Below are 25,651 nucleotides of genomic sequence, written 5' to 3' on the forward strand. Positions count from 1 at the left end.
ATTTGATACTAAATAGTTTGCTTTGCCGCTTCATTTTCTTCAGATAGAACAACCCCATTATCGCTAATCCCACTCCAGTAACGATTAAAATTATTTGAATGCTTATTAGATCTGCCAACGGACCGAAAAAGAGAATAGCAATCGGCATGGCACTGGCAGTGATTACTTGTACAATTGAAAAAACTCTACCTAAAATTTTTATATCAGCAGTTTGCTGGATACTGACTGTCAGAAGTGTAATAATGATCGGAAGTAAAATCCCTGAAATACCGACTAAAAGTTGATAAATCCAAAAGTTCGTTGCAGTCCCCTCTAAAATAAGTAATAATCCAAAAAAGATTAAAAGACAAGAACTTATTTTTACTTTACTCTTTATTTCTCCCAGAAACGATATCAGCATCCCACCAGCAATAGAACCGAGCCCCCAGATAATTTGATTAACGCTTAATCTCCAAAGTTCATTTCCAAAGCTGCGTTCAATTAGCAACGGAGCCAAGTTAGCTACTGGAGCAAAAAGAACAAAGGAAACCGCATAAACAAGCATGATCACTCTCAATGTTGGGTGATGATAGGCATAGGATAATCCATTTGTTAAATCCGATAGAATGGTCGTTTTCTTTTCTTTACTTACTTCCACTTCAACTTTTATTTTTAGCATGATTATTACGGCTAATATAGCTGATAAGACATCGATCAAGAATGACCAGACAATGCCAATTTGACTCAAAACCAATCCGCCTAAAGCTGGTGCCAACAGCATCATTGCGGAGCCTAACGTTTGGTTGATTCCCTGAACCCGTGTCAATTGTTCTTCAGGCACGAGCTCAGGGAAAAACGAGGTAACAGCAGGCGTCTGGATACCTGCACCAATCGAGCGAATGATTGAAACAAGCAGAATCAAATATAAACTTTTGTATCCTGAAAAAAAGGCAATAGTCAGTAAAAGCGTTGCGACTGCAATAAACATGTCAGCAAGAATAATCAGCTTCTTTTTATTATAGCGATCAGCTAGCACACCTCCCCATAAGGAGATAAGGGCCTGTGGCATCATGGAACACACAGTAGCCAAAGTCAGCCAAATACCAGAGGATGTCTCCAAGGTGATGTACCAAATAATCGCATAACTGACTAATTGCGAACCGAATAGTGAAATATTTTGACTAGCTAGAAATAGAATGATCTTTTGTTTCATTGAAGTGTTCATAGGACTAACCTCCCGTACTTTTTATATAAGGTTAGCATGTTGAACTCGGGTGGTGTATAACTGTAAGCTTCAAGTATTTCATTCTTTCGTTGCGTTTTATGGATAGTAGAATATCGTCAAATCTTTACAAACGTCAAGTAAAAAACAAGAATACTTTACGTATCCTTGTTCAAAATGGTATTTACTTTACGATCGGCAACCAGATTTCCAAACAAGCTTTGTCTTCCAGAGAGACATATGTTTCCAGCTCAGGACCATCGAGCTTCTTGTATTCTGTTTGCGGCAACCAAGAATTAAATATTTGCTGTTGTAGTTGATAGTAGGCATTTGAAACATTTTCAGTCCGACGGTAATCATAAGGTTCACTGACAAAAACAGCATAAGTTTGCTTAGGAATCTCCAGCGTTAAATAATCCGACTCATCGTTTTCACTCAAAACAAACCCGGTAAAATAATTCAAATAACCCGAAACTGGTGCCATAGGATTGGCGACTGCGAAATAGGGTTCGCGATTTAATCCGAAGAAATTCTTTCTAGTAGCTTCACTTTCCGCAAATTCTCGCAGCTTTTGATCAGAAAAGAAACTTTCCCAATGTTTGCCAGTATGCTGGAATAGCTCCTCCTCTAACTGATACTCCGCCATCTCTCCAACGATGGTAAAGCCCGGCAGCTGCTCAATGTGATAATTCAACGTTTTTCCACCGTTAATTTGAATATCCAGCCGAATCGGCGGGAAGAAATTGATGGCGGCATTGATCTCTTTCGCTTGGCTAGGCGTGATTCCATGGAACTTTGAGAATGCTCGGTTAAAGGCCGAACGATTTGCGTAACCGCACAACTCTGAAACTTCATCAATTGCAGCCTCGCTGCGTAATAGCTCCACTGCTTCAGAAAGTCGACGATTACGTAGATACGTTGAAAAGGAAAAACCGGTCAAATAGGTAAAAAATCGATGAAAAGTATATTCGGATAATAGAGCCTGTTTGGCTAATTCTTTAAGTGAAATATTTTCAAACAAATGGGTTTCGATATAAGCCAAAGTAGCTGAAAAACGTTCTAAATCTTTTGACATAATACCCTCCTGAAAATTCTCTATAGTAAGAATAGCATACTCAGGAAGGGCATTAAATTTTTTTAACTTACTTTCTCCTAACCGGTACCCAGATTTCAATCTCATCACCTTGTCCATAAACCTCAAGATCCGGCCCGGCAGAAGTCATCTCTCCAGTTGCATAGCCATCATTCAGTAATGCGTATTCAGTTGATTCAGGCGCCCATTTTGTTACGATCTCAAATTGTGTCTTGCCAGAAGTTTTTCTCGTACATGGAAAGACTGCCCATGTATTGGCAGGAACCTCCACTTCAGCTAATTCAGCTGGCGTATCACTGGTGGTTGCCGCCGCAATATAATAGTCAAATCTCTTCGCATCCTGTTCATCGATATTATAAAAACTCGCACCAATCAGCCCAAATGGTTCATGATTAATCAACGGTAAAAGTGCTTCTTGTTTACCAGAAGACAAAATCTCATTCCAAAATGCAGGACAATCCTTCATACCCTGCCGGTTATCATTCGTTGATTCCTTCTTAAATCCAACTAACTTAAAACTCTCTAATTCTACAATTCGATGTTCCATAACTAATCCCTCTCTTTCTTTCCTTCACTATAGCAAAGTCCACTAGATTCCCCATTACCCTTTTTGAAGCAAAAAAAGAGAAGAAGCTGATCGTAAAGTATTTTCGTACTGTACTTAACAAAAGTAAAGCCAAATCATATATTTCTTTCCAGAATGAAAGTAATGTGTGATTTGGCCTTTTATTTCATCTTGCTAGCAGGATAAAACTATAGTTCTCGCCCATCAGCTTCGAAGCCATCCTGCTCTTCGCCATCAAATTGATAAAGTTTCTTCAACAATCCCCAAAGCTGCTCTAATTCTTCTAATGAGAAAGCATGGAAAGCTTCCTGCAAAAATTGCCACCCTTGGATATTTGCTTGTTCGAAAACTTTTTTTCCACTATCGGTAATGACAATGTTCACCGAGCGGGCATCTGTTTTACTTTTTTCTGACTTCAGATAGCCTTTTCCTTTCAAATTATTTATTATTTGAGCGGTGCTTTGCTTCGTTGCTCCAAGTTTAGACGCTATCGCGTTTAAGGTGACTTCACCTTCAGGTATATGAACGATTGCGATCAATGCCATGACCTGTCTTGAAGTTAATTCCTCCATCGACTCATCGCCAACGGCTTGCAGCTTATTCGTTACCGAAAACAAAGTGGCATACGTTTGCGAAATTAGAAATAGACGATCATTATTGTCCATCGGATCACTCTCCTCAGCTGATTTTCAGATGGATTAATCATAACATATTGAGCACAAACAACCCTACGTTACTCCAGCGATTTCTCTGCTGGTCCTTTTTCAGAAAAATAATACGTCAACATAAAAAGTCCAAAACAAATTAGCAGCAACACCAACGACACTAAATAATTGTTGTAGGTAGGCGGGTAAACATCGGTAAAAGAATTAAACCCCGCATGCAGCAGAATGCATAAGGCGATACTCTCATACTTATTCCAAAGAATAGTCAATAAAAAGGCAAAGCTGAAGACCATGATCATATAGCCGCTGATTCGGATCGTATCTTGCCCAGAGCCTTTCACCAGCCAACCTCCTCCAGTCCGCCCCCAAAGAAAATCATCACAGGTAACTGAAACAGCGCGATATAAATGGGCGCCTGTTGCTGAGTTGTACCTACTAAAACTGGAAAGATACAAACACCCCAAGCGAGAACAAAAGTAAGCAAGTAAGCTAAAATCGGCTGTCTCAGATTAAAGATATTTTTGATAAACTCGCGAAAGCTTTGCTTACACATGGACCTTTTATTGACCACACAAGCTGCAATCATCGGTCCTGCCGCTCCAATACTATACAAAGGTAAAGCGAAAGGCGAGAATAACTTTACGTTCGTATAGTTTGTCAAAAATGCAACGATCAACCAGCAAGTCCAAGAGATCGAAAAGGTGATAGTTAAATACAAAAAGATCTTTTTTCTCATCCTTTTTTTCCTCCTTTAAAATGGATTTATTGTTTTTCTGCACTAGCTTTTATCTCCTTTACTGCATCGAAAAACGCTTTAGGTTCTTCATAATTCGGGCTGTGTGCTGAATTATCGAAGGTATAAAACTTCTTCGCTGGCGCTTTAACCTTACTGAAACAATCTTTTGCCAATTGATAAGAAACTTGATAATCATGTTTCCCATGCAGCCCATATACAGGGACTTTCAGTTCAGAGACGGTTTCTAATAAGTTATCATTGGAGTAATCATCATTATCCAATTTTTCATTCGAAAGCGGCATCCCTTTGAGCGCGTTGATTTTCTCACCAAATGTGTATCCTTTAAAAAACATCAGGTTCTTGATCATTTTTAACAAAGACGAGTCCTCATGACGAATACCGACATGATATTTTTCCAGAAGCATATTGTAGGCCGGTGCCTCGGGATCAAATTTTTCTAGCTTTTTCAAAGACTTCTGATCATCAATTTCTTTCGCGTGTTTCTGTAGATAATCATAAGCCAGCTTTTGACCTTTCTTTTGATGGACCGGCTGCCCGACACCCATATAAGCCGAATATAATTCCGGGCTTTTCTGCACGGTCTTGATACCCAGATAGGCACCCCAAGAATGGCCCATCAAATAAATCTTGTCCTGCTTAAAGCGTTCGCGTAAATAATTTGTTACTTCGATCGTATCCTCTATGATTTGATCCTTAGTCATCGTCTTGGTATCCAACGCTTTCGTATTAGACATGCCGGTTCCTCGCTGATCCCAATAGCAGACGACAAACTCTTTTTCTAATCGGTTTTTTGTCTCCCATGCTTCGGACATCGCAAACTCTGGCGTTCCCGGTCCGCCATGTAGAAAGAGCAAGACAGGTTTTGTTTGGTCCTCTCCACGAATGAACATACCTTGTTTAATCCCGCCGATTTCGACAAATTTTTTCTCACTGATGCTCCCCTCGATCGTCTCTCCTTTTTCATTTTTTAAACTTGTTAATTTTCCGGGACTGTTAAAAAATATCAATAGGAACCCCCCGATTAATACAAAAATCAACAAACCCAAAATAGCTAACAACACTTTTTTTATCATCATCTTTCTCTCCTCACATATTCTGTTTAGTCATTATAATTACTATATTAGAATAGCATGACTCTTCCCTGAAAAAATCCGTCTTAAGTCGGAATCGCCAATTATTTCTGAAGAAATTTTAAAATAACGCTTGATTATGATTTTTAATGCATTTACTCTAAGGATAGAAGGCGCCTTCGGAATTGGAGGAACACAATGAACGACAATAAACTCAAGACAATCCAACAAAAAATCGAAACAGATTATGGGAATATCACTGGGATTACTGTGCAAAAAAATGAACATCTGTTGTATGAACACTATTTTAATGACTGTAATGAAACAAGTAAGATTCATGTCTATTCGGTAGCTAAAAGTATTCTCTCATTATTATTAGGTATCGCACAGGAACAAGGATATATTGGGGAAGTGAGTCGTCCGATCTTAGACTACTTTCCGGAGTTTCAGACGAAAGACGCAAACATCAAAAAGATCACACTAGAAAATCTGTTGACCATGACGACCCCTTATAAATACAAAGATGGACCATTGGCCTATATCAAATATTTTACCAGCAAAGATTGGACTAAATTTACGCTAAAACAACTTGGCGGCAAGCGGCCGATCGGGGAATTCAAGTACACGCCATTGATAGGACCAGATCTCTTGTCAGCGGTTTTGGCTCGTTCGACCAAACAAAGTGTTTTAAACTTCGCACATAAAGAGTTGTTCGAACCGTTGGACATCAATGTCGAGAAAGCGATCCAATTGAAGACCGCCAAAGACCAAATGACATTCAATCAATCAACTACAGCAAATGGTTGGGTGGAAGATGTCACTGGTTTGAACGCTGGCGGCTGGGGCTTGACACTTTCAAACTGTGATCTGGTTAAAATCGGGCAATTGATTTTGAATCAAGGGGGTTGGAAGGATAAGCAGATCATCCCAAAAAGTTGGTTAGATACTATGCAGCAAAAACATAGTCATTGGGAGCAAGAACAGCTGGATTACGGCTATTTATGGTGGGTCATTGACAGCGCCAAGCCAATCATTGCCGCAATGGGGGATGGCGGTAATGTTCTCTATATCGATCATGAGAAACAACTAGTCATAGCTATCACTGCTCTTTTTAAAGAAAACGTCTATGATCGAATCGACTTTATTCAGCAAGAGATCGTACCGCTTTTATAAACGAAAAAAATCAAGCAGCCGCAAACTGCTTGATTTTTCTTTTTTATTGAGCCATTGATAATAATTTATTAACGGTATTGGCATTGCGGATTGTTACGTGATTATTGACGGATGAGCTGGCGATTTTGGACCAACGAGTTTTATTGAAGGTTGTTCGCGGTGCTGACCAGAAAATCATATCGCCATAATACGCGATCTGTTCGTATTCAGGCTTAATTTCACCAACCGACGCAAATACTTCTTCCACGGTCATTGGCGGAATCAGAAAAATAACGTAATGAATCGTTTCTTTTTCTTGATTCCACCACTCTGGCGCATGACTTAACTGTTCCGCTGCCTCTTCGACCGAAATCACTGCGACAGGAATCGCTAAATCAAATTCTTCCACAATCAATGCTTCGCAGATTTCGATCAGTTCGTCCTTGTCCTGAATGTTACTAGAGAAAAGAACATTTCCACTATTGATGTACGTCGTTACATTTGAAAAACCCTTCTTCTCAAAAGCTGCTCGCAACATCGGCATCGCGATTTTATTTCTACCGCCAATATTGATTCCCCGCAAAAGAGCGATATATTTTTTCACTGACTTTCCTCACTGATCTGCTAGCAATTTTTTTAGAACATTCTTATTCAACATATGCACAGTCAAAAACTTTCCTTGATAATAGACAGCCCAATTATTGAAAATACCTGGTAAATTTTTAGCCGTTTCAACACTATCCACCGGAATCAACGTCAGTGGCATCTTTTCTTCGTCGCAGTAAGCTTGCACTTCCTTCAGTCCGTTAGGAATAAAGGGACATTGGCGACCATAATAGATCGTCAATTCTTGATTGTCGATCGTTTGTTTTCTGGCGGTGTCAGAAAAGGCTGGAACAGTTCCGTCAAAGGATAACGCTAAAAGTTCATACCCACCTTCGATTTCATCAACTTCTTTGAATCCATTTTTCGTCATAAACTTTTTATCCGATAAAAAAGGCGACTTCTTTTTTGCGCTAATAACACAGATGCCTGATTTTCCTTGCCGTTTTGCATCCTCAATACAATAGTTCAACAAATTCTTTCCGTGTCCTTGACCTTTGAAGCTGCCAGAGACCCATAAGCAGTAAATGTACAAATAATTCTCCCCTACTACCGGCACCCAGGCTGATTCTAATGGCGCATACTCAATGAAGACTTTTCCGTTGGCATCCAGCTTGCGAAAAACATGCCCCTCTGGCAGACGTTCACTGATCCACGCTCGTTTAGTATCGACACCTTCTTGATGCTTTTTGCCTGATATCGCGCAACACAGGTGTTCCTTCGCCACATTTTCTTCCGTTACATTTATATACTCAACCATCAAACCCCTCCTTTATTCTATTACTTCAAGTATAGCATTAAGTTAACTGTAACCTCTTTCAATATTTTTACTTTTTCTAATCCTAACAATTAAATAAGCAAGGCACCTCAAATGAAGTACCTTGCTCAACTATTCTGCTAATTCTTCTGTCACCAGCTCACCTAAAATCATAATACCTGCATCGATCTTTTCTTCATCCATACACGAGAAATTCAAACGCATGGTATTGTACTTTGGCTGCTCTGCGTAAAACGATTCCCCACTGACAAAAGCGACATTTCGTTTCAGACTCTTCTCTAATAAATCGGTCGTATTGATTTTTTCCGGTAATTCCAGCCAAATAAACAAGCCGCCCTCTGGATGAGTATAGCGGATATTTTTCGGAAAGTATTTTCCGATCGCGGAAATGGCCGCATCCCGTCGCAAACGGTATGCTTCGATTAATTTGGTAATATGCTCATCGATATCATTGTCCTGAATAAATTGATGGATTTGCATTTGAGCAAGGGTGTTGCATTGCAGATCGGTGCTCTGCTTGATTAGAACAAGCTTTTCAACAACTTCTGGAGTAGCAGCGATCCACCCCAGTCGCAATCCAGGACATAAAATTTTGGAGAAGCTTCCCGTTCGGATGACATTCTCACTTCTTGGAAAACTAAACATTGGCAGTGTGGATTCTCCGGAATAGCGCAGCTCCTCATAAGGGGCATCTTCAATAATCGCAACATCATAGCGATTGGCCACTTCCAATATCTGCTGCTTGCGCTTCAACGACCAGGTTTTTCCAGATGGATTTTGAAAAGTCGGGATCACATATAACAGTTTAACATTTTCCGTTGTTTCCAAAAGACGTTCTAAATCACTAACAATCATTCCCTCATCATCAGTCTGAACCTCTAAGATTCTGCCTTCAAAGGTTTTGAATACATTCAGCGCGGATAAATAAGTGGGACTTTCACACAAGACGACATCATCCTTATTAATCAATAGCTTTCCAATTAGATCCAACGCCTGCTGCGAGCCGTGAGTAATTATGATATTCTCTTCAGTCAATGCTGTCCCAATACGGCTGTTCTCTCTTTCTGCAATCCATTTTCTAAGAGGCAAATATCCTTCAGTTGTGGAATACTGCAGGGCCTTCTCGCCGTTACTCTTTAAGACAGTCATACTGGCTGCTGCCATCTCTTCAATCGGAAATAGTTCAGCTGCCGGTAAGCCTCCCGCAAAGGAGATGACTTCTGGGCGGTCAGTAACCTTTAATAGTTCTCGGATTTCTGAGGCATTCAAGTTTTCCATTCGATCAGCGTATTTCATATTTAATCTTCCTTTAAGTTTTTTCTCATTCTATCGCAATACTTTTAAATTGTATAGTATGACTAATTCGGGTTAGTGATAACTACGAGAAATTTGACTGACAGCTATTTCGGATTAATGGATTCATTCTTCTATGAAAAATGAGTTCTATTCTCATCACGCATATCATCGAACTAAATTGCTTGTTTATTAATTTGGCTTATCTATTTAGTTTGACCTCATACTTACAATAACTGCGAAAAGTTCGACTGACAAAAAGGCAGAAGCACAAACTGCCTCTGCCGATAACTTTTATTGAATTTGTTTCTACAAATAAAGATTGTCTCCGGATTGATTGCCTAGTCCCGGATGTTTATCAAACCGAACGACCCCGACAACCGCTTTGTCGCCCACTGCTTCGACGATCTTTGCTGTCCCTAGATGACCAAACCCGCCGCAAAGCTCAATTGCTTGAACGCCGCCTTCCACCAACTCTTTGGAAACTGCAACTGCCTCCGCATAATCCACCACACCTACCGTGGTCAATTCAACCGCTGGCGTTGTCACCACTGATCGATCCTTCTTACCATCCGCACCTTCTGCTACAAAAATGAATGCTGCTTTTAACATATGAAACCTCCCTTTTATTTTGTCCCTAACATTACAGGGTAATCACAAATTTCTTCGTATAGTGTTCGTCATCAAGCAGCTGGATCGTAAAACCGTGCTTATCAACGATCGTCTTCACGATCGCCAAGCCCAAGCCGCTGCCTTGAAAATTTCGTTCGGTCTCATTTTCGCTGACAAAAGGTTGGAAAAGCTGCTCCCGATCCTTTTGTGGAATCGCTGTTCCATTGTCGGCAAAGATGATTTCAGCTGTCTTACCTTTATTTTTAATAGAAATAAAAAGCTCTGTCTTTTGCGGATTATGCTTGCAGGCATTGATCAACAAATTATTAAACACGCGACGAAATTCAGCTTTATCAATTCGTCGCGTAATCGGCTCTTCGGACAAATCCAAAACCAATTCAATCTGCTGCTGCTCAAGCAAATCATAATTATCTGCCACAGCCTCCTTCAACAAATAGTTAATGACACACTCTTGTCGGTTTAAGCTGAATTCTGCTGAGTTCAATTTAGTATACTGGAACATCAAATCCAACAGTTCATTGGCAGTTATTGATTTTTGATAAATGATGTTTGAAACTTCCTTGATTTCTGCCGGCTCGACTACGTCTTCATTCAATGCCTTAGAAAATCCCGTGATGCTGGTCAGCGGTGTTTTCAGATCATGAGCGATATTCGCAAATAGGGTGCTTTGCTCTTTGGCTAACTTCTGGCTTTCTTGACCGATTTTTTTGTTTAGACTGCGATAAAATAAGAAAGAGAAACCCACGACTGCAAGAATTTGAAAGGTTCCGCTAATTATTTGAACAGGGATGATATACCTGTCTCCTAAAAATAGTTCTTCTAACTGGTTGAAAAATTCTTCGATCAAACCACCAGTAACAGAAAGTCCGAGAAAATAAAGGATGAAGGATCGTAAAATCGCGTTTCTAAGCTGTTTCATGAACGACCTCCAGGCGATAGCCTAAGCCGCGAATAGTCTTGATCCGCTCGTTCCCGATTTTCTCCCGCAGCTTACTCATCATGACCCGCACATTGTTGTCGCCTGCTAATGGATCCTGCCAACCATGCTCATAAATTTGCTCCTTCGTAAAAACACGGCCCGGCTGCTCCATCAATAATTTCAATACACGAAATTCAACAGCCGTCAAATCGATCGTCTGTTTATCCACAAAAGCTGTACACGCACGGGTGTCTAGGATCAAATTTCCAACTTCCAATACTTCTCGCGCTACATCTGCTGAAACTCCTAAAGAATGATACCTTCTCAATAAAGCATTTACTCGTGCAATTGCCTCATGGGGATCAAAGGGCTTCGTCAAATAATCATCGGCCCCAATCTCCAGTCCAAAAATCCGATCAGAAGCTTCGACTCGTGCAGAGATTACCAAGATTGGCAGATTGCTTGTTTTTCTGACAGTCCGGATTAATTCAAAGCCATCGATTTCCGGCATCATAATATCAACGATCAATAGATCGATCGGTTCAGCAGCCAAAATCGCTAAAGCCTCCCGACCATTGCCAGCTTCGAAATGATTGATGGCTTCACTTTTTAAATACATTTTTAAAAGCTTGATGATTTCCTTCTCATCATCTACATGCAAAATATTGTATGCCATCAGCCCACCCTCTTCAGTCATCGATTGTTACTAATAATTTTACCATAGTTGGCTATTGAAAAATCCGCTTTGTCGTTAGATTTCCACCGCTAAGATTTTTTCATTCAATTGTTCGATTCGTGCTTCTAGATTGCTACCAGTAAAACTTCCTAATTGCAGTTCATCCATGATTTGTCCGTCCTCCATAAAGAAAACGTGCTCACTTTGAGCGGCTACTTTGACATCGTGGGTAACGATCCCGACCGTTGTCCCCTCTTGATTAATCTTCAAGAGGATATCCATGATTTCTTGAGCGGCTTTGGAATTCAGTGCACCAGTAGGTTCATCTCCAAAAATAATTTTTGGGTGACTCATTAGGGCCCGACAAATTCCCGCTCTTTGCAATTGCCCACCAGAAACCTGCGTGATTTTACGATTGCGCAGGGCGTGTATCCCGACTTTCTCCATCAAGTTTTCTGCCCGCTTTTCCAACTCAGCAGTCTGTTTTTTTTCTTTCAGACTTGGGAGAATAATATTGTCAATCAATGAAAGATTTTTAAGTAAGGTCGGTTGTTGAAAAACAAAGCCCATCTGTTCGCGCCGGACATCAGCCAATTGCTTTTCTGATAGCTGATTCAATCGTTGACGGTTAAACACGACGGTACCCGAATCAATCTTATCCATTCCGCTGATGGCATAAAGCAGTGTCGATTTTCCTGAACCTGATGGACCCATGATAGAGACAAATTGACCCTGTTTGACCTGAATGTTCACTTGATTTAAAACAGTGATTCTTTCCTCCGCCTCACCAAAGCTTTTGATAATATCTGTACCTTCAATTATTGTATCCATTATTTTCTCCTCCATTAGTCTTTAAGATTTTCTGCGATTTCAATCCTACCTGCTTGTGCGGTTACTGCTTTTGTCGCAAAAATTGTAATCAGCAACATCAATAGTGGACATCCGAGATAAATCAGTAAACTGCCTGTCAGCTGGACACTAACGCCACCTAATGCCGACGAGACTATACCAGACATGGCTTTCCCTAATGTCATGGCTAATACCGTACCTACTCCTAATCCAATGACCAACATAGTTACGCTTCGAGAAAGGTATTGATTGTTTATCTCGCGATTGGTAAAGCCGATTGCTTTTAATGTAGCGATCTCCTGTTTATCCTTCGCCAGCAATAATTTCATAAATAAAGAAGTGATCATTCCTGTGATTAACAGCGCCACCAGTATGGCCCCGATTGAAACCAAGAATAATGATTGAATCGTCGAACCAAATGTTTGATCGCGATATTCCCGTGCATTATTCATTTTGGCGAAAGGCAGATCCTGCTTGTATTGGCTCATTTTTTGCTCCACTTTGCTTGAATCCTTCAATTTAATATAGAGATCGGTCCAGATTTTAGTGGCTTTATTGTCTTTGAACGTAGCTTTCGCCGTTTTTCCGCCATTAAATAGATTGGCGTAAATTCCGCAAACAGTGAACTTCTCTTCCTTGCCATCCCGAATCAAAATCATAGAATCGCCAATTTCTTTGTTGTATTCCTCAGCATTAATCGTCGATAAGGCCAGCTCATTGGTTCGAACCGGTCCACGACCTTTCAAGTAATCTACCGGAAATTTCTGATGATTACCTAACTCAACTGATAATACATTGTCCGTCGTTCCCGCGTCTTTGACAGCGAAATTTTTAGTGACGATTTTACTATAACCCGCCACATCGGAGTCTTGCTTCAAGTAGTGCTCAATTTTCTTTTCATATTCCGCATTATTGGTTGATTGGTACAAGCTCGTTCCGATATCCACCTTATGACTAAAGCCCATACTCTCGACAAACTTATCTGAAGAAGTCGTATGATAAACCAGCGCTGGGACGATCATGATAAATGTCGATAGGATGAAAACCAATAACATAGTCAAATAAATTTTTTTACGATTTAAAATATCAATCATTCCCAAGCGTGTATCAATTGAGAAGAACTTCAATTGACGGAGATTAAAATGTGTCTTTGTATTGACTTTTTCTTTTGAGCCATTAAAGCGGATGGCTTCCACCGCAGAAACCTTTTTGAAACGATTGAGCAGCTGATAGACATATCCAATGATCAACAGCATGACAGCGAGAACTCCAGCTACTGCCAAAATCCAACTCAGTTTTTCGTTGTTGCTCTCTCCCATAAAGAGTTTGATATTTTGCAATAATAGATAGCTCATTGGTAATGAGATTAAATAACCAAGTAAACTTCCTACGACTGAAATCGCCGCATATTTTGCCAGATAGATTTTCTTAATAGCCTTTACCTGCAAACCAATCGCCTTCATCACACCGATCTCTCGATAATCTGATTCGATTTTTGCCAGCAACGTAAAGCGAATACACATGAACGTCATTAATACGACTAATAAACTAATCAACAGAAGAATACCGATCAAGACTCCATCTGACATCGCATTCCCTAATTTAAATAATCGATGCGTTCCACTCGGTCCATTGACCTCTAAACCGGCTTTTTTATATGCAGCCTCGAATTGATTTAGTTTATCGGGATCTTTTAGCCGAAACTGGATAATGTATTCCATCCTTCCTCTGGCATAAAGCTCATCATAATCCTGTTGATGCACGAGCAATCGCTTGGAGCCGGCCATTTGCGAGTTCATCGTGCCATCCCGTAAAAAGCCAGTAACCGTAAATGACTTGCCCGCGATTCTTGCCTGATCGCCAATTTTAGCAAATCCTTGTTTTTTGAATGCCACCGGTACATAAAGTTCTCCGGGCTTCGGCTGAATCGGTAGATTGTCCATATCTAAAAAGTAATCCATATTTTTATTCTGAACAGCCAGCCCATTATCCTCCACACTGTCCGCAAAACTATGATCACCAATCTCAATGTCTGAGCCGCTGAGATTCAAAAACTCAGACGCCTCATAAGTCGCCACATTGCCATTATCCTTCACAAATTTTGCTAACCGCTCTTCATCCAAATCTCCTGTATGCATCTGCATGTAATGCGGCGATTGTGATTTCTCCATCAGAGTATCGATTGATCCTGCCAAATTCACACTCAAGATCATTGCCAACGCGACCAGCAACGCAGCAACAGCGATGAACAGTGTCATTGTTGCTGTGATCAATTTACTTTCCCTTACATCATTTTTGATTATTTTCCAATACATACACACTCACTCCTACCCCTTCGTTCTAAATCAACTATAAGGGAGCAAGATTTCTCGAATGTACACGAAGTATTAACCTAAGATTAAAATTTCCAATTCAAGTTTATTTTGGTTAGCCTTAACAAATGGAAAGTTTTTTAGCGTTTCGCTTTACATAAGGAAAACAGTTCTTGGTTTTCACTTTACAAAAAATATCCCTCGCTTATTTTTTAATTTTCTGTCTTAAATTGAATTAGAATTCAGCTAACATGTTTGATAGCATAATAAGTGAAACCGAATTCATCAAAGAATAAAGGAGCAGTTTTATGGACAAAATAGATTTAACAATTCTCGATATACTAAAAAAGGATAGCCGGCAGTCTATGAGTCTGATTAGTGAACGGGTTGGTCTGACCAAGCCAGCTGTGATCGAACGGGTACGAAAATTAAAAACCAGCGGAGTCATCCAACAGTACACGATCAAAGTTGATCGGGCGCGCTGTGGTCAAAGTATTCTTGCGTTCATTTCAGTAAAAATAGATCGCACTGGAAATACCAGCAACTTCAAAAATACAATTACTAAATTTCCCAGTGTCTTAGAGTGCCATAAAGTGGCTGGCGAATATGATTATTTACTAAAGGTTGTGACAACTGACCTGCCTCACTTAAATCAATTTTTATCACAAAACTTGAAACAAGTTCGCGGTGTCGGCGAAATAAAAACAATGATAACTCTAGAGAATTTGAAGGAAGAGATTCACGGATAAACCTAGAATACTCGTTGAAAGGAAAGTGACTGAAAAGAATCCTTTACAAACGTAAAGTCAAAAGAATTATTACTTTACTATTGGAAAGTGCCGTAAAAAATACCGGAAATCACGCTTACCCGTGTCTTCCGGTATTTATTTAATTCTTAAATTCAACCATGATTAGGCGAGCCATGATGTTGACCATTTGCTCTGGTGACTCCTTTTGTCCCCGATCGATCCAATCCTGCAACACACCAAAGCGTGCATTGCTGAGAAACAGCAGCGCATAATGCTCTTCAATGTCATTTTCAATTTTCAGATCCAATTTCGGAAAAATATTATGACGGGCTTTTTTCTGCATCAATTACTTGATGTAATTTTGTACTTCAACGGAGCCTCTACGAATTGATTGGCTGATCGCGGAACTCTTTCAGCTTCACTTCGACCAAATCATATTTATCGAAATAGTGCTGATACAAACTACTTCGACTGATCTCCGCTTCCTCACAAATATTTGTCACCGTAATCTGCTCAATTTCTTTTGTCTAGAGCAGTTACGTTACAGCCGATAAAATACGGTTTCGCGTTCTTCATAATAATTTCCACACTTACAAGAACTATGTGTAAACAAAAAAGTGATTTATTTATCTCTTTTCTATTGCTTTTCTTTTTTTATGTGATATATTTATCTCATAAAGAGATGAATTTGTCACATAGGAGGATGTTAAAATGAAAAAGAAAAAAATTAGAAATTTAGTATTATCAGGTATTTTCTGTGCATTGTTTTTAGTGGTCGCATCAGTTCATTCAGTTTTGTATAATGACAGTCGTTTGATAAAACTTACCGTGGTCTCTGAGTATGTCTTTCAGGTCAAAGATTTGCCCATGCTGATTGCATTAGTACTTTTGTCAGTCTATGTCCTTTATTTGGTATGGACTTTATTCAGAGCCATCTGGCAGAATAAAAGCTTGCCGAAGAATCGGACAAGAAAGATTCATCCTATGCTGGGTCTTTTGGGATTCTTAGGTTTTTTTGGTTTTTTCGGATTTTGGACTTATAGCGAGTTTGGAATTATTTATCCATTTTTCGCTTTTATCTTTTTTGGCTTTTTCGGTTTCTTTTTTGAAGGGAAATTATCTGATACCCTAAAGGATGAACTCTACGAAGAAAATGAAAAGAAAGCAGAATTGAAGGCTTATAAAATTGGCTTTCTTCTTCTATTTTTGTCAATTTGGGCGATTGCTCGCGGGATGCTGTCTTGGAATCTTGAATGGTGTGCGATCTTTATGTTAAGCTCAATGTCGCTGATCTATGGAATCGTCTTATTTCTCAGCAAATACTTCTTATACAAATTTGAAACCGAGGCTTAGTCAATGAATGTAAAATTCGAATGTCATTTAAAAAAGTACCGCACCTTGAAGGGCTTGACGCAAGAACAGCTGGCGGAGCTGGTCGGCGTGCGCCGTGAAACGATCATGCGGCTAGAAAAAGCACAATACAATCCTTCACTAAAACTCGCGCTAGATATTGCAAAAGTTGTAGATGTCCCAGTTACTGAGTTGTTTATTTTCGAATAGAAAAAAATACAGTCCGAGAATTGTTCTTCGACTGTTTTTTCTGTATAAGCTTTCATAAGAAACTGATATCCGGTAGAATGATCAAACAAACTTTTATGGAAGGAATGATCACTTTGACCTTTATGCGCTATGCTCACACCAATATTATTGCTTTAGATTGGCAGGCACTTTCTCGCTTCTATCAAGCTGTTTTTGCCTGCAAACCTGTACCACCAGAACGAAATCTTCACGGAAAATGGCTCGAAGAATTAACAGGCATTCCCGAAGTCCATATTGTCGGTGAACATCTGCGTTTACCCGGTTATGACGACCACGGTCCTACCTTAGAAATATTCAGCTATCAAGAAATTCAGGAAACTGAAAAAGCATTGAATCATTGCGGATTTTCCCATATTGCTTTTGAAGTCGATGATGTTAACAATACTGTTGATCAATTACTAGCAGCTGGGGGCAGTCTTGTCGGGAAAGTCGTAAGTGAAGATTACGGTGAATTAGGGATTGGCACTTTTGCCTATGCAAGAGATATCGAAGGAAATATCATTGAATTACAGAGTTGGGAAAAATAATAATAGCAGGAGGCTGGTGAGCTACATGATCTCCCCAGCCTTCTGCTATTTCATCTGTTCCTCTAAAAATGCTAGACAGGCTCGATTGATCTTCTTCAATGTTGTCTGCGCCTGTTCTTTCGGATTACCTCCATCAAAAATCATTGTCAAAAATGGCGAGGTTAACGATAAGTCAGTCAAAGAAAAATGACCAACACCTGAGAAATGAATATTCTGAAATCTGCTCGATGACATCTTCAGTAGTCGCATATTCTCGTCATATTGTTTCCATTCGTCTAAGTGATTCCACGTTGCGTCGGAGTAGACGTTTAGCACGGGAACGGGATATTCTGACTGATCAAAAATAAATTGACCGTTCTCATCAACTCTTTGAATATCACATAAAAAAGGTGCTTCTAAAGAAATGACAGCTGCGATATCTTTTCTTTGTCTGCCGATACCTAAGGCTGCCGAACCACCTAAAGAATGTCCCATCACACAAATCCGTGATCGGTCGATCGAATCAAGTATCGGGACCGCTGAATCACTTACTTTCGATTTTTCCAAAATCGTATCCAAAACAAAATTCAAATCATCCGTTCGAATCGTCATCCATTTTTCAAAATTTACTAGTGATTGTTTTGGTTTTTTATTTGGCTCATCAACACTTACTTCTTTCATAAACTGACCACTTAAGCGAACCTTTTTCCCATCGGACAATCTGGTAGAAAAACACTGATAGGTATGATCAATCGAACAGACAACATAGCCATGACTCGCCAATTCACGGAAAAGTGTTTCATTGCTTTCCTTCATCCCAAAGCTTCCATGAGAGAAAAGAACCAACGGAAGTTTCTGTGTGCTTGAGTAGTTTTGGGGATACCAGAAAGCGACAGGTAATTCGCGCTTTTTCCCATCATTCCTGTATGTCTCTACTCGTTGCTGATCCGTATAATAATCAACAAGATGTTCGACTGTATAATCACCAGTTGTCGCGATGGGCTCGACCTTGGGAAACAATAAGAGCCAGCCTGTTACGATCAATAGGAGCAACGACAAAAAAGCACAGAGATATCCTGCGGGCACGTGATTGCTTTTTCGAGCAAGACAATAAACCATCAAAAACAATTCAAAAAATATCATCGAAAGCAAGATCCAATTTCTCATTTTTTATCAGCCCTTCCCAGTGAGCTTATTCCCAAACTCCTTTGCCTTGGTTATATCAGCACCATATTGTAAAAGAAACGCATACCCGGCGGAATCGATCATCTGCTTTGCCTTTGCTTTCTCACATTTCATAATCTTTGATACGATCATGGATAAAATACCTGTGGAGTAGATGATCGAATTGGTGAGGTAAGCCGCCGCATCGTCAATATGAATATTGAAGTCCTCTGCGATACTTTCCACCAGCTCTCGGTTATCCGTCATCGCGGCAATCATATCTATCTCACCGATATAGTACTCGCTTCCGCCATTTAAATAGAGATACTTGAATAGCTCTGGCTCATCAAAGGCGATATCTGCATAAGCTGCACCTACCTCAGTAAATGCTTCAAAACCATTATCCGAAGTCGGCGCCATCTTTCTATTTGCATAGTCCAAGGCATATTCAGCAAGTGCCTGGCGAAACCCTGCCATATTTTCAAACTGCCAAACAATTGGCTGAGTAGAGCAGCCGATTTGCTTGGCTAATGTTTTGATGTTAACGGCGGAATAGCCTTCCCTGATCAATAGTTGCAAAGCTTCGTGTAGTATCAATTCTTTTGATATTTCCGTTCTTCTAGCCATATAATGTCCTCCTACATTATATAAACGCATTTATATAATCCTATTTATATTATAGATTGCTAGCTTATCGGTGTCAAGACAGCTTTGATTTCGAATCAAAAAAAAGAAGCTTATGTGGACTTAACCAATATAAGCTTCTTAGTGATATTCCGTAAGGCTGTTGTTAATCATCGGTTTCGCTTTCTAGTACTTCTCCTGATTTCGCATCGATTTTCACTTCGGTTTCTTTGTGACCATCCATGACTTTGACTTCCCAATAAGTCGTTCCCAAGTCTTTGTCTAAACTCCAATCGGTAGCTTTTCCTTTTCCAACATGTTTTGTGGCGATATCAGAAACCTTTTCAACGCTCAGCAGTTTTTCCAGATCCAGCTTATCTTCTCTTCGCTTTACGCCATCTTTATCTTCCATATCTAGTGATTCTTCTCGTTCTTTGGAAACAGCCTTTGTGTCAGCATCGACTGTTACTTCATATTCTTTACTGTCATCGACGCCTTCGATTTTGTATAAATATTTTCCAAAGGAGGTTTCCAGATCAAGCGATGTAATATCACTATCAGGATAAGCTTCCTGATATGCTTTGATTGCATCATCTACAGTAACATTAAAATTCGTACTCGTCTCACTGCTGGATTGGCTTGTTTTTTGTGAAGTGGAGCTGGAATTATTTGCATTGTCTGAGTTTGAATTACAGCCAGTAAGACCTCCTAAAAGTGCAAGTGATAGGCCTAAAATAATGGTTCTTTTCACGATTATCCGCTCCTTCATTTTGTCGAATGCTATTATTTTTATCGTACGAAATAAATCCATAAACCTGCTATTAATAACTTTATCATCCCATTCAGCCTAAGATTTGTAAACTTATTTAAACTGCACTCCATCATGAGCGAGTATCGGTCAGCTGTTGGTTTATCATCAAAGATTATTAAAAAATCATGCTTAAGTTGGACGAAAAAGGGGCCTATTTTGGTTAGACTAAAGAAAAGACTGAAGGAGAAAAGGATATGCGGGAAAAACCGATTGGGCTTTACATAAAGGAGCTGCGAGTAGCCAAAGGCTTGACACAAAAAGACCTGGCTGAAAAAATTGCTGTACCGAATCGAGCTGTTTGGAAGTGGGAACGTGGAATCGACTGTCCAGAGGATACAACCTTACCGTTATTAGCGGAAGCCTTAGAGACAAGTGTTGAAGAGCTTTTACAGCGTGTAGAAAGGCAATCTGATAAAAACTTTACGAACGAAAAGTCCACTGGCAAAAAACTTTCCATTTTGAAAGCCGAAAGAGGAAAAGTTTTCTTCGTTGCCTCTGCTATTCTTTCCACAGCCTTCTTTTTAATGCTTATGATAATCAATACAGTGTTGAATCTGAATTCAGGTCTGTCAGGAGTCCTTGATATTCTTCAGCCGCTAACAATTGTTTGGCTTGCTACAACTGGTATCATTGGCTTCATCCCGTGGCTGTTCTTTTATTTAATCGACAAATATCGTTTGGCAGTTAATTAATAATCGCCCACACTCAGTAAAGTAGGACTTTACGAGTGTGGGCGATGTTCATTTGAAACGATATCTCATAATATATTCTTCGGCAGTTTCATCAATGATTTCAAACCCGACCTGCAGATACATTTTCAGTGCGTAATTGTCTTTTTGAACGGCTAATGAAGTCTGGCTGTAGGACTTGGTTTTCAAATGTTCAATCATCGCTTGCATCAGTGCTGTACCGATCCCATAGCCGCGATAATCAGGCAACAGCGAAATTGCAAACTCTGGTGTCTGATCATCGATCGAGCCGAAGCCCTTGATGTTTCGGATCCAGACCGCTCCAACGATTCCAGCAACCGTTTCTGCACACAAGCAAAAATCTTCCGGATAATTACCAAAATCGCGAATATAAACATTGATGTTCGGATCATTAACAACCGACCTTGGAATAGGCTTTTTCGTATCACGTTGAAAAATGGCCTGATACAAAAATTCTTCCAAGAGAGGATACTCTGCTTCTCTCATTTCACGAATTGAATAATCCATCATTTTTCCTCCAGTTCTGTTATTGAAGCAACATACGAATCACTGCTAAAACGACTAAATGGATTGGATAAAATCCATAAAAGCCCCATTTTACCCACTTTGGCGAATAGCCTCTTTCTCCGTTATAAGCCTGAAGCAAAGGTATTACCAGCAATAACCCCAATCCCGTGAACACCTGATAAAGCGGAACTGCCTGAGAATCAGTAGAATACATCATTCCCATTAACAGTACCAAAAAGGCCGTTGTATAAAGAACGGGTAACCAAATTCCTTTTTTCTGGCCCTTCCATTTGTAAAAACCGAAAATCAACAGGACACCAATCAAGGACCAATCCGATGTGATCGTGATCACTGAGAAGAAAAGAACCAATAGATTTCTTAAAATCGGTGATTTCACCTTTTCATAAGCCATCATCAGCAGCAGTCCCATAAGCAGGGTAAAGAAAATATTATTGACTAGTTCGAGTGGACTAAAAGGATGGTTTTCTCGAAACAACAGGTGAAAAGGATAAATTGAGATTAGCCAAAAGACCGCCATCCTTCCTGCATATTTCTTTCGATTGCGTGTGTAACAAAACCCTTCTACTAATAAATAAGCCATGATTGGAAATGTTAACTTACCAATAAACTCCGTAAAGAAATAAAGCCCACTGGATTGTTCATAAAGACTAAAACCACTGCCGATGTGATTCAGCAGCATCGCAACAATCGCGATTACTTTCAACTTGAAGCCGTCAATTGATCGAAACATCTCACCCATCCCTTCAAAATACTAATATAGTCAGTATGACATAAAACTTTCATCAGTTCCTCCTTCATTAGTCTGAATTATTAGAACATAATTTGTATGTTGAACAAGTTTATTATTTTCAGTCAACATTATTTCCTTTATACTGATAGTATCAATCGATTGAAAGAAGGTTTAACATGCGGCATGCCTTGTCTTCTACCAAATATCGTCAAATCGAATTAATTGAACTTTTACGGACAGCGAATAATTATGTATCCGTCAAGCAATTAGCAGAAAAAGTTGATGCGGTTCCCAAAACTATAATAAATGATTGTCTGGAAATTGAAGACCAGTGGAACGACATCGTTCAAATTGAAAAAAACAGCTCTGGTGAATTGCATCTAACCGAAAAAGATAACCATACGATCCAAGAGATTTTTTCAGATATTTTAAAAGAGTCGCCAACCTTTCAGCTGCTGGAAATTCTTTTTTTCCATCCTGGAAAATTACGGAGTGATCTTGAAAAGGAACTGTATTTGAGTTCATCTAGCCTGTACCGGAGAATCGTCAAGTTGAATGATGGCTTAGAAAAACGCGGCTTGCAGGTCGATCGCAATCGTTTGACCCTTGTCGGTGAGGATGAACGTCAGGTCCGAATCTTCATGGCTGGTTATTTCTTAGAAGTCTACGATGTTTACGAATGGCCCTTCGAACTAGATCAGAAAGCGATTTGGGACTCTGTCACTTACCTAGACAAAGAGCTAGATTTAAAACTGAGCTTCTACCAAAAAACGGAGTTTACTGTTTTAATCGCTGTGAGTTTGATTCGTCAAGCTCAAGGCTTCTTCATTACCCCTAAACGGAGCTTTTTAGCGAATACACATTTAGTGAAATATGAAAAAACGATTAATGAGCTGTTGACTAGTTGTACGTTGCTCAACACTGAAAAGATCCGTAACGACCTGATTCAAAGTATTTTCTGTTACGATTTTGCCTGGGACAATCCGGAAGAAGAAGCTCGAATTGAACGGCTTTGGAATACAACTATCACCTTGATCGTTGATGCACTGGGGATTACCATTTCTGAGTCGAGTCAGAAAAATTGCCTTGCCTTGTTGAAATCAATCTATACGTCTTATAAAACATATCCTTATGAGAAATATATCGCTTATAATCGCGAATTGTATAACAGTTTGACGATTCAAAGAGATTTCGCCGTATTCACAAAGGTTTTGGAAAAAACCTTAAAAGATCAAGAAGCAAAGAGCCGATTTCCGTGGCATTCAATGTACTTCCATATGATTTTATTCGAATTATTCATCTATTGGGATGAGCTGCCAGAGCAATTAGATGCCCTGCGCAAACCAATCGCAACTGAGATATGTAGTGACTTGGGTATGAAGCACGCGCAGTTGCTGGCTTATTATCTGGAAAAGAACTACCACAATAAAATTTTGGTGGATCTGCAGCCGGATAAGATCTATTCTGAGGTTTCTCCGGAATCACTCGTTTCAGATCTCTATGTGACGAATTTTTCTACTCCGATCATTCCCGAGGAACGACTATTTGTCGTCGAAGATGTTCCCTCTACTAAAAACTTGTCCGCTTTGGGTAGAAAAATCGAAGAATACCGGATGAACACCCTGATCAAACAATTATCCTACTTAAATTAAGAAAAAGGTTAGAACAAACAAACCACGTTTGCTCTAACCTTTTTAGTTTAATCTGTTAGCTTTGTATGCAGTCTTTCCAACAGAACTCTTTCAATTTCTCCCAGCTCAGAAATTTGTTCACTTAGCGGCTGAAGTAATGATGAATCGCCACTTTCTCCGATTGCCCAAAACACGGCGGCTAGTTCATCCCATTGCTTCGCTAGGTTTATGAAGGCAGATCCAATAGTTGCAATCTCTCTGTCAGCTAAAATTGGAGCCGCTTCTAATAGAAACTCTCCATACATCCTTCGAAAAATTCCGCCGCCGGTTCCGCCATCTTTACTGATCTGAAAATAATTTGTGATGCCCGCTGTTTTCAATTTCCGCTGATCAAAGGAGCGCCATTTGATGATTTCCTTTGAAAACTTCGTGATCCCATTGATGCCCGATAGCTTCGCTGGCGGATTCAACATCGTCTCACAGGTATCTTTAATGGCAGCAGTGATCGTTGCTTGATTCGGCTTTACATAATCAGAGAAATCAAACTCCATGAATTTATTATTTGTTGGAAAGGGACGATGCCTGCTGCTTCGAGCCCGCTCCATCTCTTGATAACTCACCAAATGATAATCATTGGCACTCTCACCCTGTGGCGTTCGAATTGGATAATCCGAATGATCCCGATCACTGACGTAGAAAACTACTTGTTCATCATCATAGCCAAATAGAACCACGGCATGGCCGCCAAAGTGACTGGCTTGATCCATTCCTAAATAACTCAGATAGGGCATGTCCACATAGATCATGACTGGATGATTCTGCTGGATCAGCTTTTTTACCTTCACGAAGCCCATCTCGTAGTTCTTCGGTTGTCGACAGCTTACTTTGATACTCAAACGTTCTGCCAGCTTTTTATCTACTTCAACAGATTTCGTTCTGCCTGAAACCATCGGTGAGCTAGCCAAATTGATGTAGGTAAAAGCAAAGCTCGAACCCATTCCAAAAAGCATAGCTTCTGATAGAGGATACCCTTCAAAGGCAAAGATTTGCTTCAAAGAATGGGTAATGCAATGCTTTCCGCCTGTTGGTTTAAAATTCTCAATGACGTGTTTCATCCTGCTGCTCCTTTCGATAAAAAAGCAGTCATCCATCCGTGAATAAATGACTGCCATTAGATTCATTTTGTTACTTCGATACGACAAAACCAGATTCAGTCACCCAATTATCCGGATTAGGATCCTCTCCTGGTGATACGTGACCAATATTAATCATCGGACCCACAATTTTATAATTGTTTGCCTCCAACCACTCCCCGATCGCTTGAGTCACCTTCGGCATTTGATCAAAGCTGCCGCTAAAGGTGACTGACGCCATGATAAAAGCGGGAGCTTTCTTAAATTCAGCAGTTTGTGCAGCTGGGTATTCCCCAACGACACTTGTTTGAACCTCTACATCGGCATCCTTTTCGACGTATTCAACATTATGAAAGAGTGTCATATTTAACGGCGGCTGAGTCATTTTGGCGTTTACTTCCTGTACTCCCTGCTGCAGCCTTTGCCATAGTTCGCCCTCCAGGGTATAATCCGCGATTACATCACGTACACTAAGAACATTTCTTTCTGGGATTTCTTTTACTACTACATTATATTTAGTCATGTTTTTTCCTTCTCTCATGTTTTGTTTGAGCAGTGAGATCATCCGCTGTTTTTTCAACAGTTCATCCAGGTCCTCCTGCAGCTTCTCTTCTTGAAAATTGTAGTGCTTTTCTAAAAAGTCTAAATCATTTGTATCGATGATTTCCTTGATTGTTTTTAGCGGCAAGCCCGTTTGCTGAAGCAGTTTAATTTGATTTAACTGAGACAATTGACCTGCTGAATAGTAACGATAATTGGTTTGCTGGTCCGTTTTTTCTGGTATTAAAAGACCTAGAGCGGCGTAGTGATCCAATGTTCGAACAGTGGTATTTGAAATTTTTGAGAATTCTCCAATTTTAAACATATAAATGATCTCCTTTTTTCGTTTCGCTAGCTTAC

31 protein-coding genes are annotated in these 25,651 nt (G+C 39.9%); 7 read left to right on the plus strand and 24 right to left on the minus strand.

Going from position 1 to position 25,651, the window contains the following annotated elements:
• The 7 genes from AC4J95_RS18435 to AC4J95_RS18465 all read right to left on the minus strand — a co-directional run.
• On the minus strand, positions 1-1,204 hold a 1,204-nt coding region (locus AC4J95_RS18435; RefSeq protein WP_494551100.1), incomplete at its 3' end, for an MFS transporter.
• A 181-nt stretch (positions 1,205-1,385) separates the two neighbouring features.
• The gene (locus tag AC4J95_RS18440) at positions 1,386-2,276 is read right to left on the minus strand and encodes an AraC family transcriptional regulator (RefSeq protein WP_494551101.1); all 891 of its coding nucleotides are present in this window, start codon (positions 2,274-2,276) and stop codon (positions 1,386-1,388) included.
• Positions 2,277-2,343: 67 nt separating this feature from the next.
• Positions 2,344-2,841 (minus strand): GyrI-like domain-containing protein, encoded by a 498-nt coding sequence (locus tag AC4J95_RS18445; RefSeq protein WP_494551102.1) that lies wholly within the window; start codon positions 2,839-2,841, stop codon positions 2,344-2,346.
• A 206-nt stretch (positions 2,842-3,047) separates the two neighbouring features.
• Positions 3,048-3,524, minus strand: a complete 477-nt coding sequence (locus tag AC4J95_RS18450) for a MarR family winged helix-turn-helix transcriptional regulator (RefSeq protein WP_494551103.1) — start codon at positions 3,522-3,524, stop codon at positions 3,048-3,050.
• 68 nt (positions 3,525-3,592) lie between these two features.
• A complete protein-coding gene (locus AC4J95_RS18455; protein ID WP_494551104.1) occupies positions 3,593-3,865 on the minus strand; it encodes a hypothetical protein in 273 nt (90 codons plus the stop codon).
• Positions 3,862-4,260, minus strand: coding sequence for a hypothetical protein (locus AC4J95_RS18460; RefSeq protein ID WP_494551105.1), 399 nt, complete (start codon positions 4,258-4,260; stop codon positions 3,862-3,864). Before AC4J95_RS18460 ends, AC4J95_RS18455 begins: the two co-directional genes overlap by 4 nt.
• Before the next feature lie 26 nt (positions 4,261-4,286).
• Entirely contained in the window at positions 4,287-5,357 is a 1,071-nt protein-coding gene (locus AC4J95_RS18465) for an alpha/beta fold hydrolase (RefSeq protein WP_494551106.1), read from the minus strand.
• A 192-nt stretch (positions 5,358-5,549) separates the two neighbouring features.
• On the opposite strand from AC4J95_RS18465, the gene AC4J95_RS18470 reads away from it, so the two are divergent.
• Positions 5,550-6,524, plus strand: coding sequence for a serine hydrolase domain-containing protein (locus AC4J95_RS18470; protein WP_494551107.1), 975 nt, complete (start codon positions 5,550-5,552; stop codon positions 6,522-6,524).
• Between the two features lie 43 nt (positions 6,525-6,567).
• On the opposite strand, the gene AC4J95_RS18475 is transcribed toward AC4J95_RS18470, so the two are convergent.
• The 8 genes from AC4J95_RS18475 to AC4J95_RS18510 form a co-directional block, all read right to left on the minus strand.
• Positions 6,568-7,107: a DUF1697 domain-containing protein gene (locus AC4J95_RS18475; protein ID WP_494551108.1), complete on the minus strand. Its 540-nt coding sequence runs from the start codon at positions 7,105-7,107 to the stop codon at positions 6,568-6,570.
• Positions 7,108-7,116: 9 nt separating this feature from the next.
• Positions 7,117-7,866, minus strand: coding sequence for a GNAT family N-acetyltransferase (locus tag AC4J95_RS18480; protein WP_494551109.1), 750 nt, complete (start codon positions 7,864-7,866; stop codon positions 7,117-7,119).
• 129 nt (positions 7,867-7,995) lie between these two features.
• The gene (locus AC4J95_RS18485; protein ID WP_494551110.1) at positions 7,996-9,180 is read right to left on the minus strand and encodes an aminotransferase-like domain-containing protein; all 1,185 of its coding nucleotides are present in this window, start codon (positions 9,178-9,180) and stop codon (positions 7,996-7,998) included.
• Between the two features lie 306 nt (positions 9,181-9,486).
• Complete coding sequence (locus AC4J95_RS18490) at positions 9,487-9,789, minus strand: DUF6506 family protein (protein WP_316402652.1); 303 nt, start codon at positions 9,787-9,789, stop codon at positions 9,487-9,489.
• Between the two features lie 31 nt (positions 9,790-9,820).
• Positions 9,821-10,729 (minus strand): sensor histidine kinase, encoded by a 909-nt coding sequence (locus AC4J95_RS18495; RefSeq protein WP_494551111.1) that lies wholly within the window; start codon positions 10,727-10,729, stop codon positions 9,821-9,823.
• A complete protein-coding gene (locus AC4J95_RS18500) occupies positions 10,716-11,405 on the minus strand; it encodes a response regulator transcription factor (RefSeq protein WP_316402650.1) in 690 nt (229 codons plus the stop codon). Before AC4J95_RS18500 ends, AC4J95_RS18495 begins: the two co-directional genes overlap by 14 nt.
• A gap of 75 nt (positions 11,406-11,480) precedes the next feature.
• On the minus strand, positions 11,481-12,236 hold the full coding sequence (locus AC4J95_RS18505) for an ABC transporter ATP-binding protein (RefSeq protein ID WP_494551112.1): 756 nt from the start codon (positions 12,234-12,236) through the stop codon (positions 11,481-11,483).
• A gap of 14 nt (positions 12,237-12,250) precedes the next feature.
• On the minus strand, positions 12,251-14,569 hold the full coding sequence (locus AC4J95_RS18510; protein ID WP_494551113.1) for an ABC transporter permease: 2,319 nt from the start codon (positions 14,567-14,569) through the stop codon (positions 12,251-12,253).
• A 305-nt stretch (positions 14,570-14,874) separates the two neighbouring features.
• Here AC4J95_RS18510 and AC4J95_RS18515 point away from each other — a divergent pair, with 305 nt between their 5' ends.
• Entirely contained in the window at positions 14,875-15,315 is a 441-nt protein-coding gene (locus AC4J95_RS18515; RefSeq protein WP_494551114.1) for an Lrp/AsnC family transcriptional regulator, read from the plus strand.
• 139 nt (positions 15,316-15,454) lie between these two features.
• On the opposite strand, the gene AC4J95_RS18520 is transcribed toward AC4J95_RS18515, so the two are convergent.
• A complete protein-coding gene (locus AC4J95_RS18520) occupies positions 15,455-15,658 on the minus strand; it encodes a TetR-like C-terminal domain-containing protein (RefSeq protein WP_494551115.1) in 204 nt (67 codons plus the stop codon).
• 37 nt (positions 15,659-15,695) lie between these two features.
• Positions 15,696-15,818, minus strand: coding sequence for a hypothetical protein (locus AC4J95_RS18525; protein WP_494551116.1), 123 nt, complete (start codon positions 15,816-15,818; stop codon positions 15,696-15,698).
• Positions 15,819-16,026: 208 nt separating this feature from the next.
• On the opposite strand from AC4J95_RS18525, the gene AC4J95_RS18530 reads away from it, so the two are divergent.
• From AC4J95_RS18530 to AC4J95_RS18540, 3 genes are all read left to right on the plus strand, one after another.
• Positions 16,027-16,668, plus strand: coding sequence for a DUF2178 domain-containing protein (locus AC4J95_RS18530; protein WP_494551117.1), 642 nt, complete (start codon positions 16,027-16,029; stop codon positions 16,666-16,668).
• 3 nt (positions 16,669-16,671) lie between these two features.
• Positions 16,672-16,875 carry a helix-turn-helix transcriptional regulator gene (locus AC4J95_RS18535; protein ID WP_316402641.1) on the plus strand — a complete coding sequence of 68 codons (204 nt, stop codon included), beginning with the start codon at positions 16,672-16,674 and terminating at the stop codon, positions 16,873-16,875.
• 77 nt (positions 16,876-16,952) lie between these two features.
• Positions 16,953-17,441, plus strand: coding sequence for a VOC family protein (locus AC4J95_RS18540; protein ID WP_494551118.1), 489 nt, complete (start codon positions 16,953-16,955; stop codon positions 17,439-17,441).
• 45 nt (positions 17,442-17,486) lie between these two features.
• On the opposite strand, the gene AC4J95_RS18545 is transcribed toward AC4J95_RS18540, so the two are convergent.
• From AC4J95_RS18545 to AC4J95_RS18555, 3 genes are all read right to left on the minus strand, one after another.
• A complete protein-coding gene (locus tag AC4J95_RS18545) occupies positions 17,487-18,587 on the minus strand; it encodes an alpha/beta hydrolase family protein (RefSeq protein ID WP_494551119.1) in 1,101 nt (366 codons plus the stop codon).
• A gap of 6 nt (positions 18,588-18,593) precedes the next feature.
• Positions 18,594-19,211: a TetR/AcrR family transcriptional regulator gene (locus tag AC4J95_RS18550; protein ID WP_494551120.1), complete on the minus strand. Its 618-nt coding sequence runs from the start codon at positions 19,209-19,211 to the stop codon at positions 18,594-18,596.
• A 163-nt stretch (positions 19,212-19,374) separates the two neighbouring features.
• Positions 19,375-19,959 (minus strand): PepSY domain-containing protein, encoded by a 585-nt coding sequence (locus AC4J95_RS18555; RefSeq protein ID WP_494551121.1) that lies wholly within the window; start codon positions 19,957-19,959, stop codon positions 19,375-19,377.
• 254 nt (positions 19,960-20,213) lie between these two features.
• On the opposite strand from AC4J95_RS18555, the gene AC4J95_RS18560 reads away from it, so the two are divergent.
• Positions 20,214-20,711 (plus strand): helix-turn-helix domain-containing protein, encoded by a 498-nt coding sequence (locus AC4J95_RS18560; RefSeq protein WP_494551122.1) that lies wholly within the window; start codon positions 20,214-20,216, stop codon positions 20,709-20,711.
• Between the two features lie 48 nt (positions 20,712-20,759).
• Here AC4J95_RS18560 and AC4J95_RS18565 read toward each other — a convergent pair whose 3' ends face one another.
• The gene (locus tag AC4J95_RS18565) at positions 20,760-21,236 is read right to left on the minus strand and encodes a GNAT family N-acetyltransferase (RefSeq protein WP_494551123.1); all 477 of its coding nucleotides are present in this window, start codon (positions 21,234-21,236) and stop codon (positions 20,760-20,762) included.
• A 19-nt stretch (positions 21,237-21,255) separates the two neighbouring features.
• The gene (locus AC4J95_RS18570; protein ID WP_494551124.1) at positions 21,256-21,987 is read right to left on the minus strand and encodes a TraX family protein; all 732 of its coding nucleotides are present in this window, start codon (positions 21,985-21,987) and stop codon (positions 21,256-21,258) included.
• Positions 21,988-22,163: 176 nt separating this feature from the next.
• Here AC4J95_RS18570 and AC4J95_RS18575 point away from each other — a divergent pair, with 176 nt between their 5' ends.
• Positions 22,164-23,639 (plus strand): helix-turn-helix domain-containing protein, encoded by a 1,476-nt coding sequence (locus AC4J95_RS18575; RefSeq protein WP_494551125.1) that lies wholly within the window; start codon positions 22,164-22,166, stop codon positions 23,637-23,639.
• Between the two features lie 47 nt (positions 23,640-23,686).
• Here AC4J95_RS18575 and AC4J95_RS18580 read toward each other — a convergent pair whose 3' ends face one another.
• Together AC4J95_RS18580 and AC4J95_RS18585 are read right to left on the minus strand one after the other, a co-directional pair.
• Complete coding sequence (locus AC4J95_RS18580; protein ID WP_494551126.1) at positions 23,687-24,733, minus strand: BtrH N-terminal domain-containing protein; 1,047 nt, start codon at positions 24,731-24,733, stop codon at positions 23,687-23,689.
• A 70-nt stretch (positions 24,734-24,803) separates the two neighbouring features.
• Positions 24,804-25,616 (minus strand): MerR family transcriptional regulator, encoded by an 813-nt coding sequence (locus AC4J95_RS18585; protein WP_494551127.1) that lies wholly within the window; start codon positions 25,614-25,616, stop codon positions 24,804-24,806.
• Between the last annotated feature and the right edge of the window lie 35 nt (positions 25,617-25,651).

This window comes from Enterococcus sp. GPZ-007, from assembly GCF_059374735.1.

Excerpts from the sequence above, each read along its gene's own strand:
- AC4J95_RS18450 (WP_494551103.1), bottom strand. The coding sequence starts at position 3,524 with ATGGACAATAATGATCGTCTATTTCTAATTTCGCAAACGTATGCCACT.
- AC4J95_RS18510 (WP_494551113.1), bottom strand. The coding sequence starts at position 14,569 with ATGTATTGGAAAATAATCAAAAATGATGTAAGGGAAAGTAAATTGATC.
- AC4J95_RS18550 (WP_494551120.1), bottom strand. The coding sequence starts at position 19,211 with ATGGCTAGAAGAACGGAAATATCAAAAGAATTGATACTACACGAAGCT.
- AC4J95_RS18515 (WP_494551114.1), top strand. The coding sequence starts at position 14,875 with ATGGACAAAATAGATTTAACAATTCTCGATATACTAAAAAAGGATAGC.
- AC4J95_RS18465 (WP_494551106.1), bottom strand. The coding sequence starts at position 5,357 with ATGATGATAAAAAAAGTGTTGTTAGCTATTTTGGGTTTGTTGATTTTT.
- AC4J95_RS18490 (WP_316402652.1), bottom strand. The coding sequence starts at position 9,789 with ATGTTAAAAGCAGCATTCATTTTTGTAGCAGAAGGTGCGGATGGTAAG.
- AC4J95_RS18585 (WP_494551127.1), bottom strand. The coding sequence starts at position 25,616 with ATGTTTAAAATTGGAGAATTCTCAAAAATTTCAAATACCACTGTTCGA.
- AC4J95_RS18520 (WP_494551115.1), bottom strand. The coding sequence starts at position 15,658 with ATGCAGAAAAAAGCCCGTCATAATATTTTTCCGAAATTGGATCTGAAA.
- AC4J95_RS18565 (WP_494551123.1), bottom strand. The coding sequence starts at position 21,236 with ATGGATTATTCAATTCGTGAAATGAGAGAAGCAGAGTATCCTCTCTTG.
- AC4J95_RS18540 (WP_494551118.1), top strand. The coding sequence starts at position 16,953 with ATGATCAAACAAACTTTTATGGAAGGAATGATCACTTTGACCTTTATG.
- AC4J95_RS18560 (WP_494551122.1), top strand. The coding sequence starts at position 20,214 with ATGCGGGAAAAACCGATTGGGCTTTACATAAAGGAGCTGCGAGTAGCC.
- AC4J95_RS18470 (WP_494551107.1), top strand. The coding sequence starts at position 5,550 with ATGAACGACAATAAACTCAAGACAATCCAACAAAAAATCGAAACAGAT.
- AC4J95_RS18530 (WP_494551117.1), top strand. The coding sequence starts at position 16,027 with ATGAAAAAGAAAAAAATTAGAAATTTAGTATTATCAGGTATTTTCTGT.
- AC4J95_RS18460 (WP_494551105.1), bottom strand. The coding sequence starts at position 4,260 with ATGAGAAAAAAGATCTTTTTGTATTTAACTATCACCTTTTCGATCTCT.
- AC4J95_RS18505 (WP_494551112.1), bottom strand. The coding sequence starts at position 12,236 with ATGGATACAATAATTGAAGGTACAGATATTATCAAAAGCTTTGGTGAG.
- AC4J95_RS18570 (WP_494551124.1), bottom strand. The coding sequence starts at position 21,987 with ATGTTTCGATCAATTGACGGCTTCAAGTTGAAAGTAATCGCGATTGTT.
- AC4J95_RS18485 (WP_494551110.1), bottom strand. The coding sequence starts at position 9,180 with ATGAAATACGCTGATCGAATGGAAAACTTGAATGCCTCAGAAATCCGA.
- AC4J95_RS18545 (WP_494551119.1), bottom strand. The coding sequence starts at position 18,587 with ATGAGAAATTGGATCTTGCTTTCGATGATATTTTTTGAATTGTTTTTG.
- AC4J95_RS18500 (WP_316402650.1), bottom strand. The coding sequence starts at position 11,405 with ATGGCATACAATATTTTGCATGTAGATGATGAGAAGGAAATCATCAAG.
- AC4J95_RS18495 (WP_494551111.1), bottom strand. The coding sequence starts at position 10,729 with ATGAAACAGCTTAGAAACGCGATTTTACGATCCTTCATCCTTTATTTT.
- AC4J95_RS18575 (WP_494551125.1), top strand. The coding sequence starts at position 22,164 with ATGCGGCATGCCTTGTCTTCTACCAAATATCGTCAAATCGAATTAATT.
- AC4J95_RS18535 (WP_316402641.1), top strand. The coding sequence starts at position 16,672 with ATGAATGTAAAATTCGAATGTCATTTAAAAAAGTACCGCACCTTGAAG.
- AC4J95_RS18440 (WP_494551101.1), bottom strand. The coding sequence starts at position 2,276 with ATGTCAAAAGATTTAGAACGTTTTTCAGCTACTTTGGCTTATATCGAA.
- AC4J95_RS18580 (WP_494551126.1), bottom strand. The coding sequence starts at position 24,733 with ATGAAACACGTCATTGAGAATTTTAAACCAACAGGCGGAAAGCATTGC.
- AC4J95_RS18445 (WP_494551102.1), bottom strand. The coding sequence starts at position 2,841 with ATGGAACATCGAATTGTAGAATTAGAGAGTTTTAAGTTAGTTGGATTT.
- AC4J95_RS18480 (WP_494551109.1), bottom strand. The coding sequence starts at position 7,866 with ATGGTTGAGTATATAAATGTAACGGAAGAAAATGTGGCGAAGGAACAC.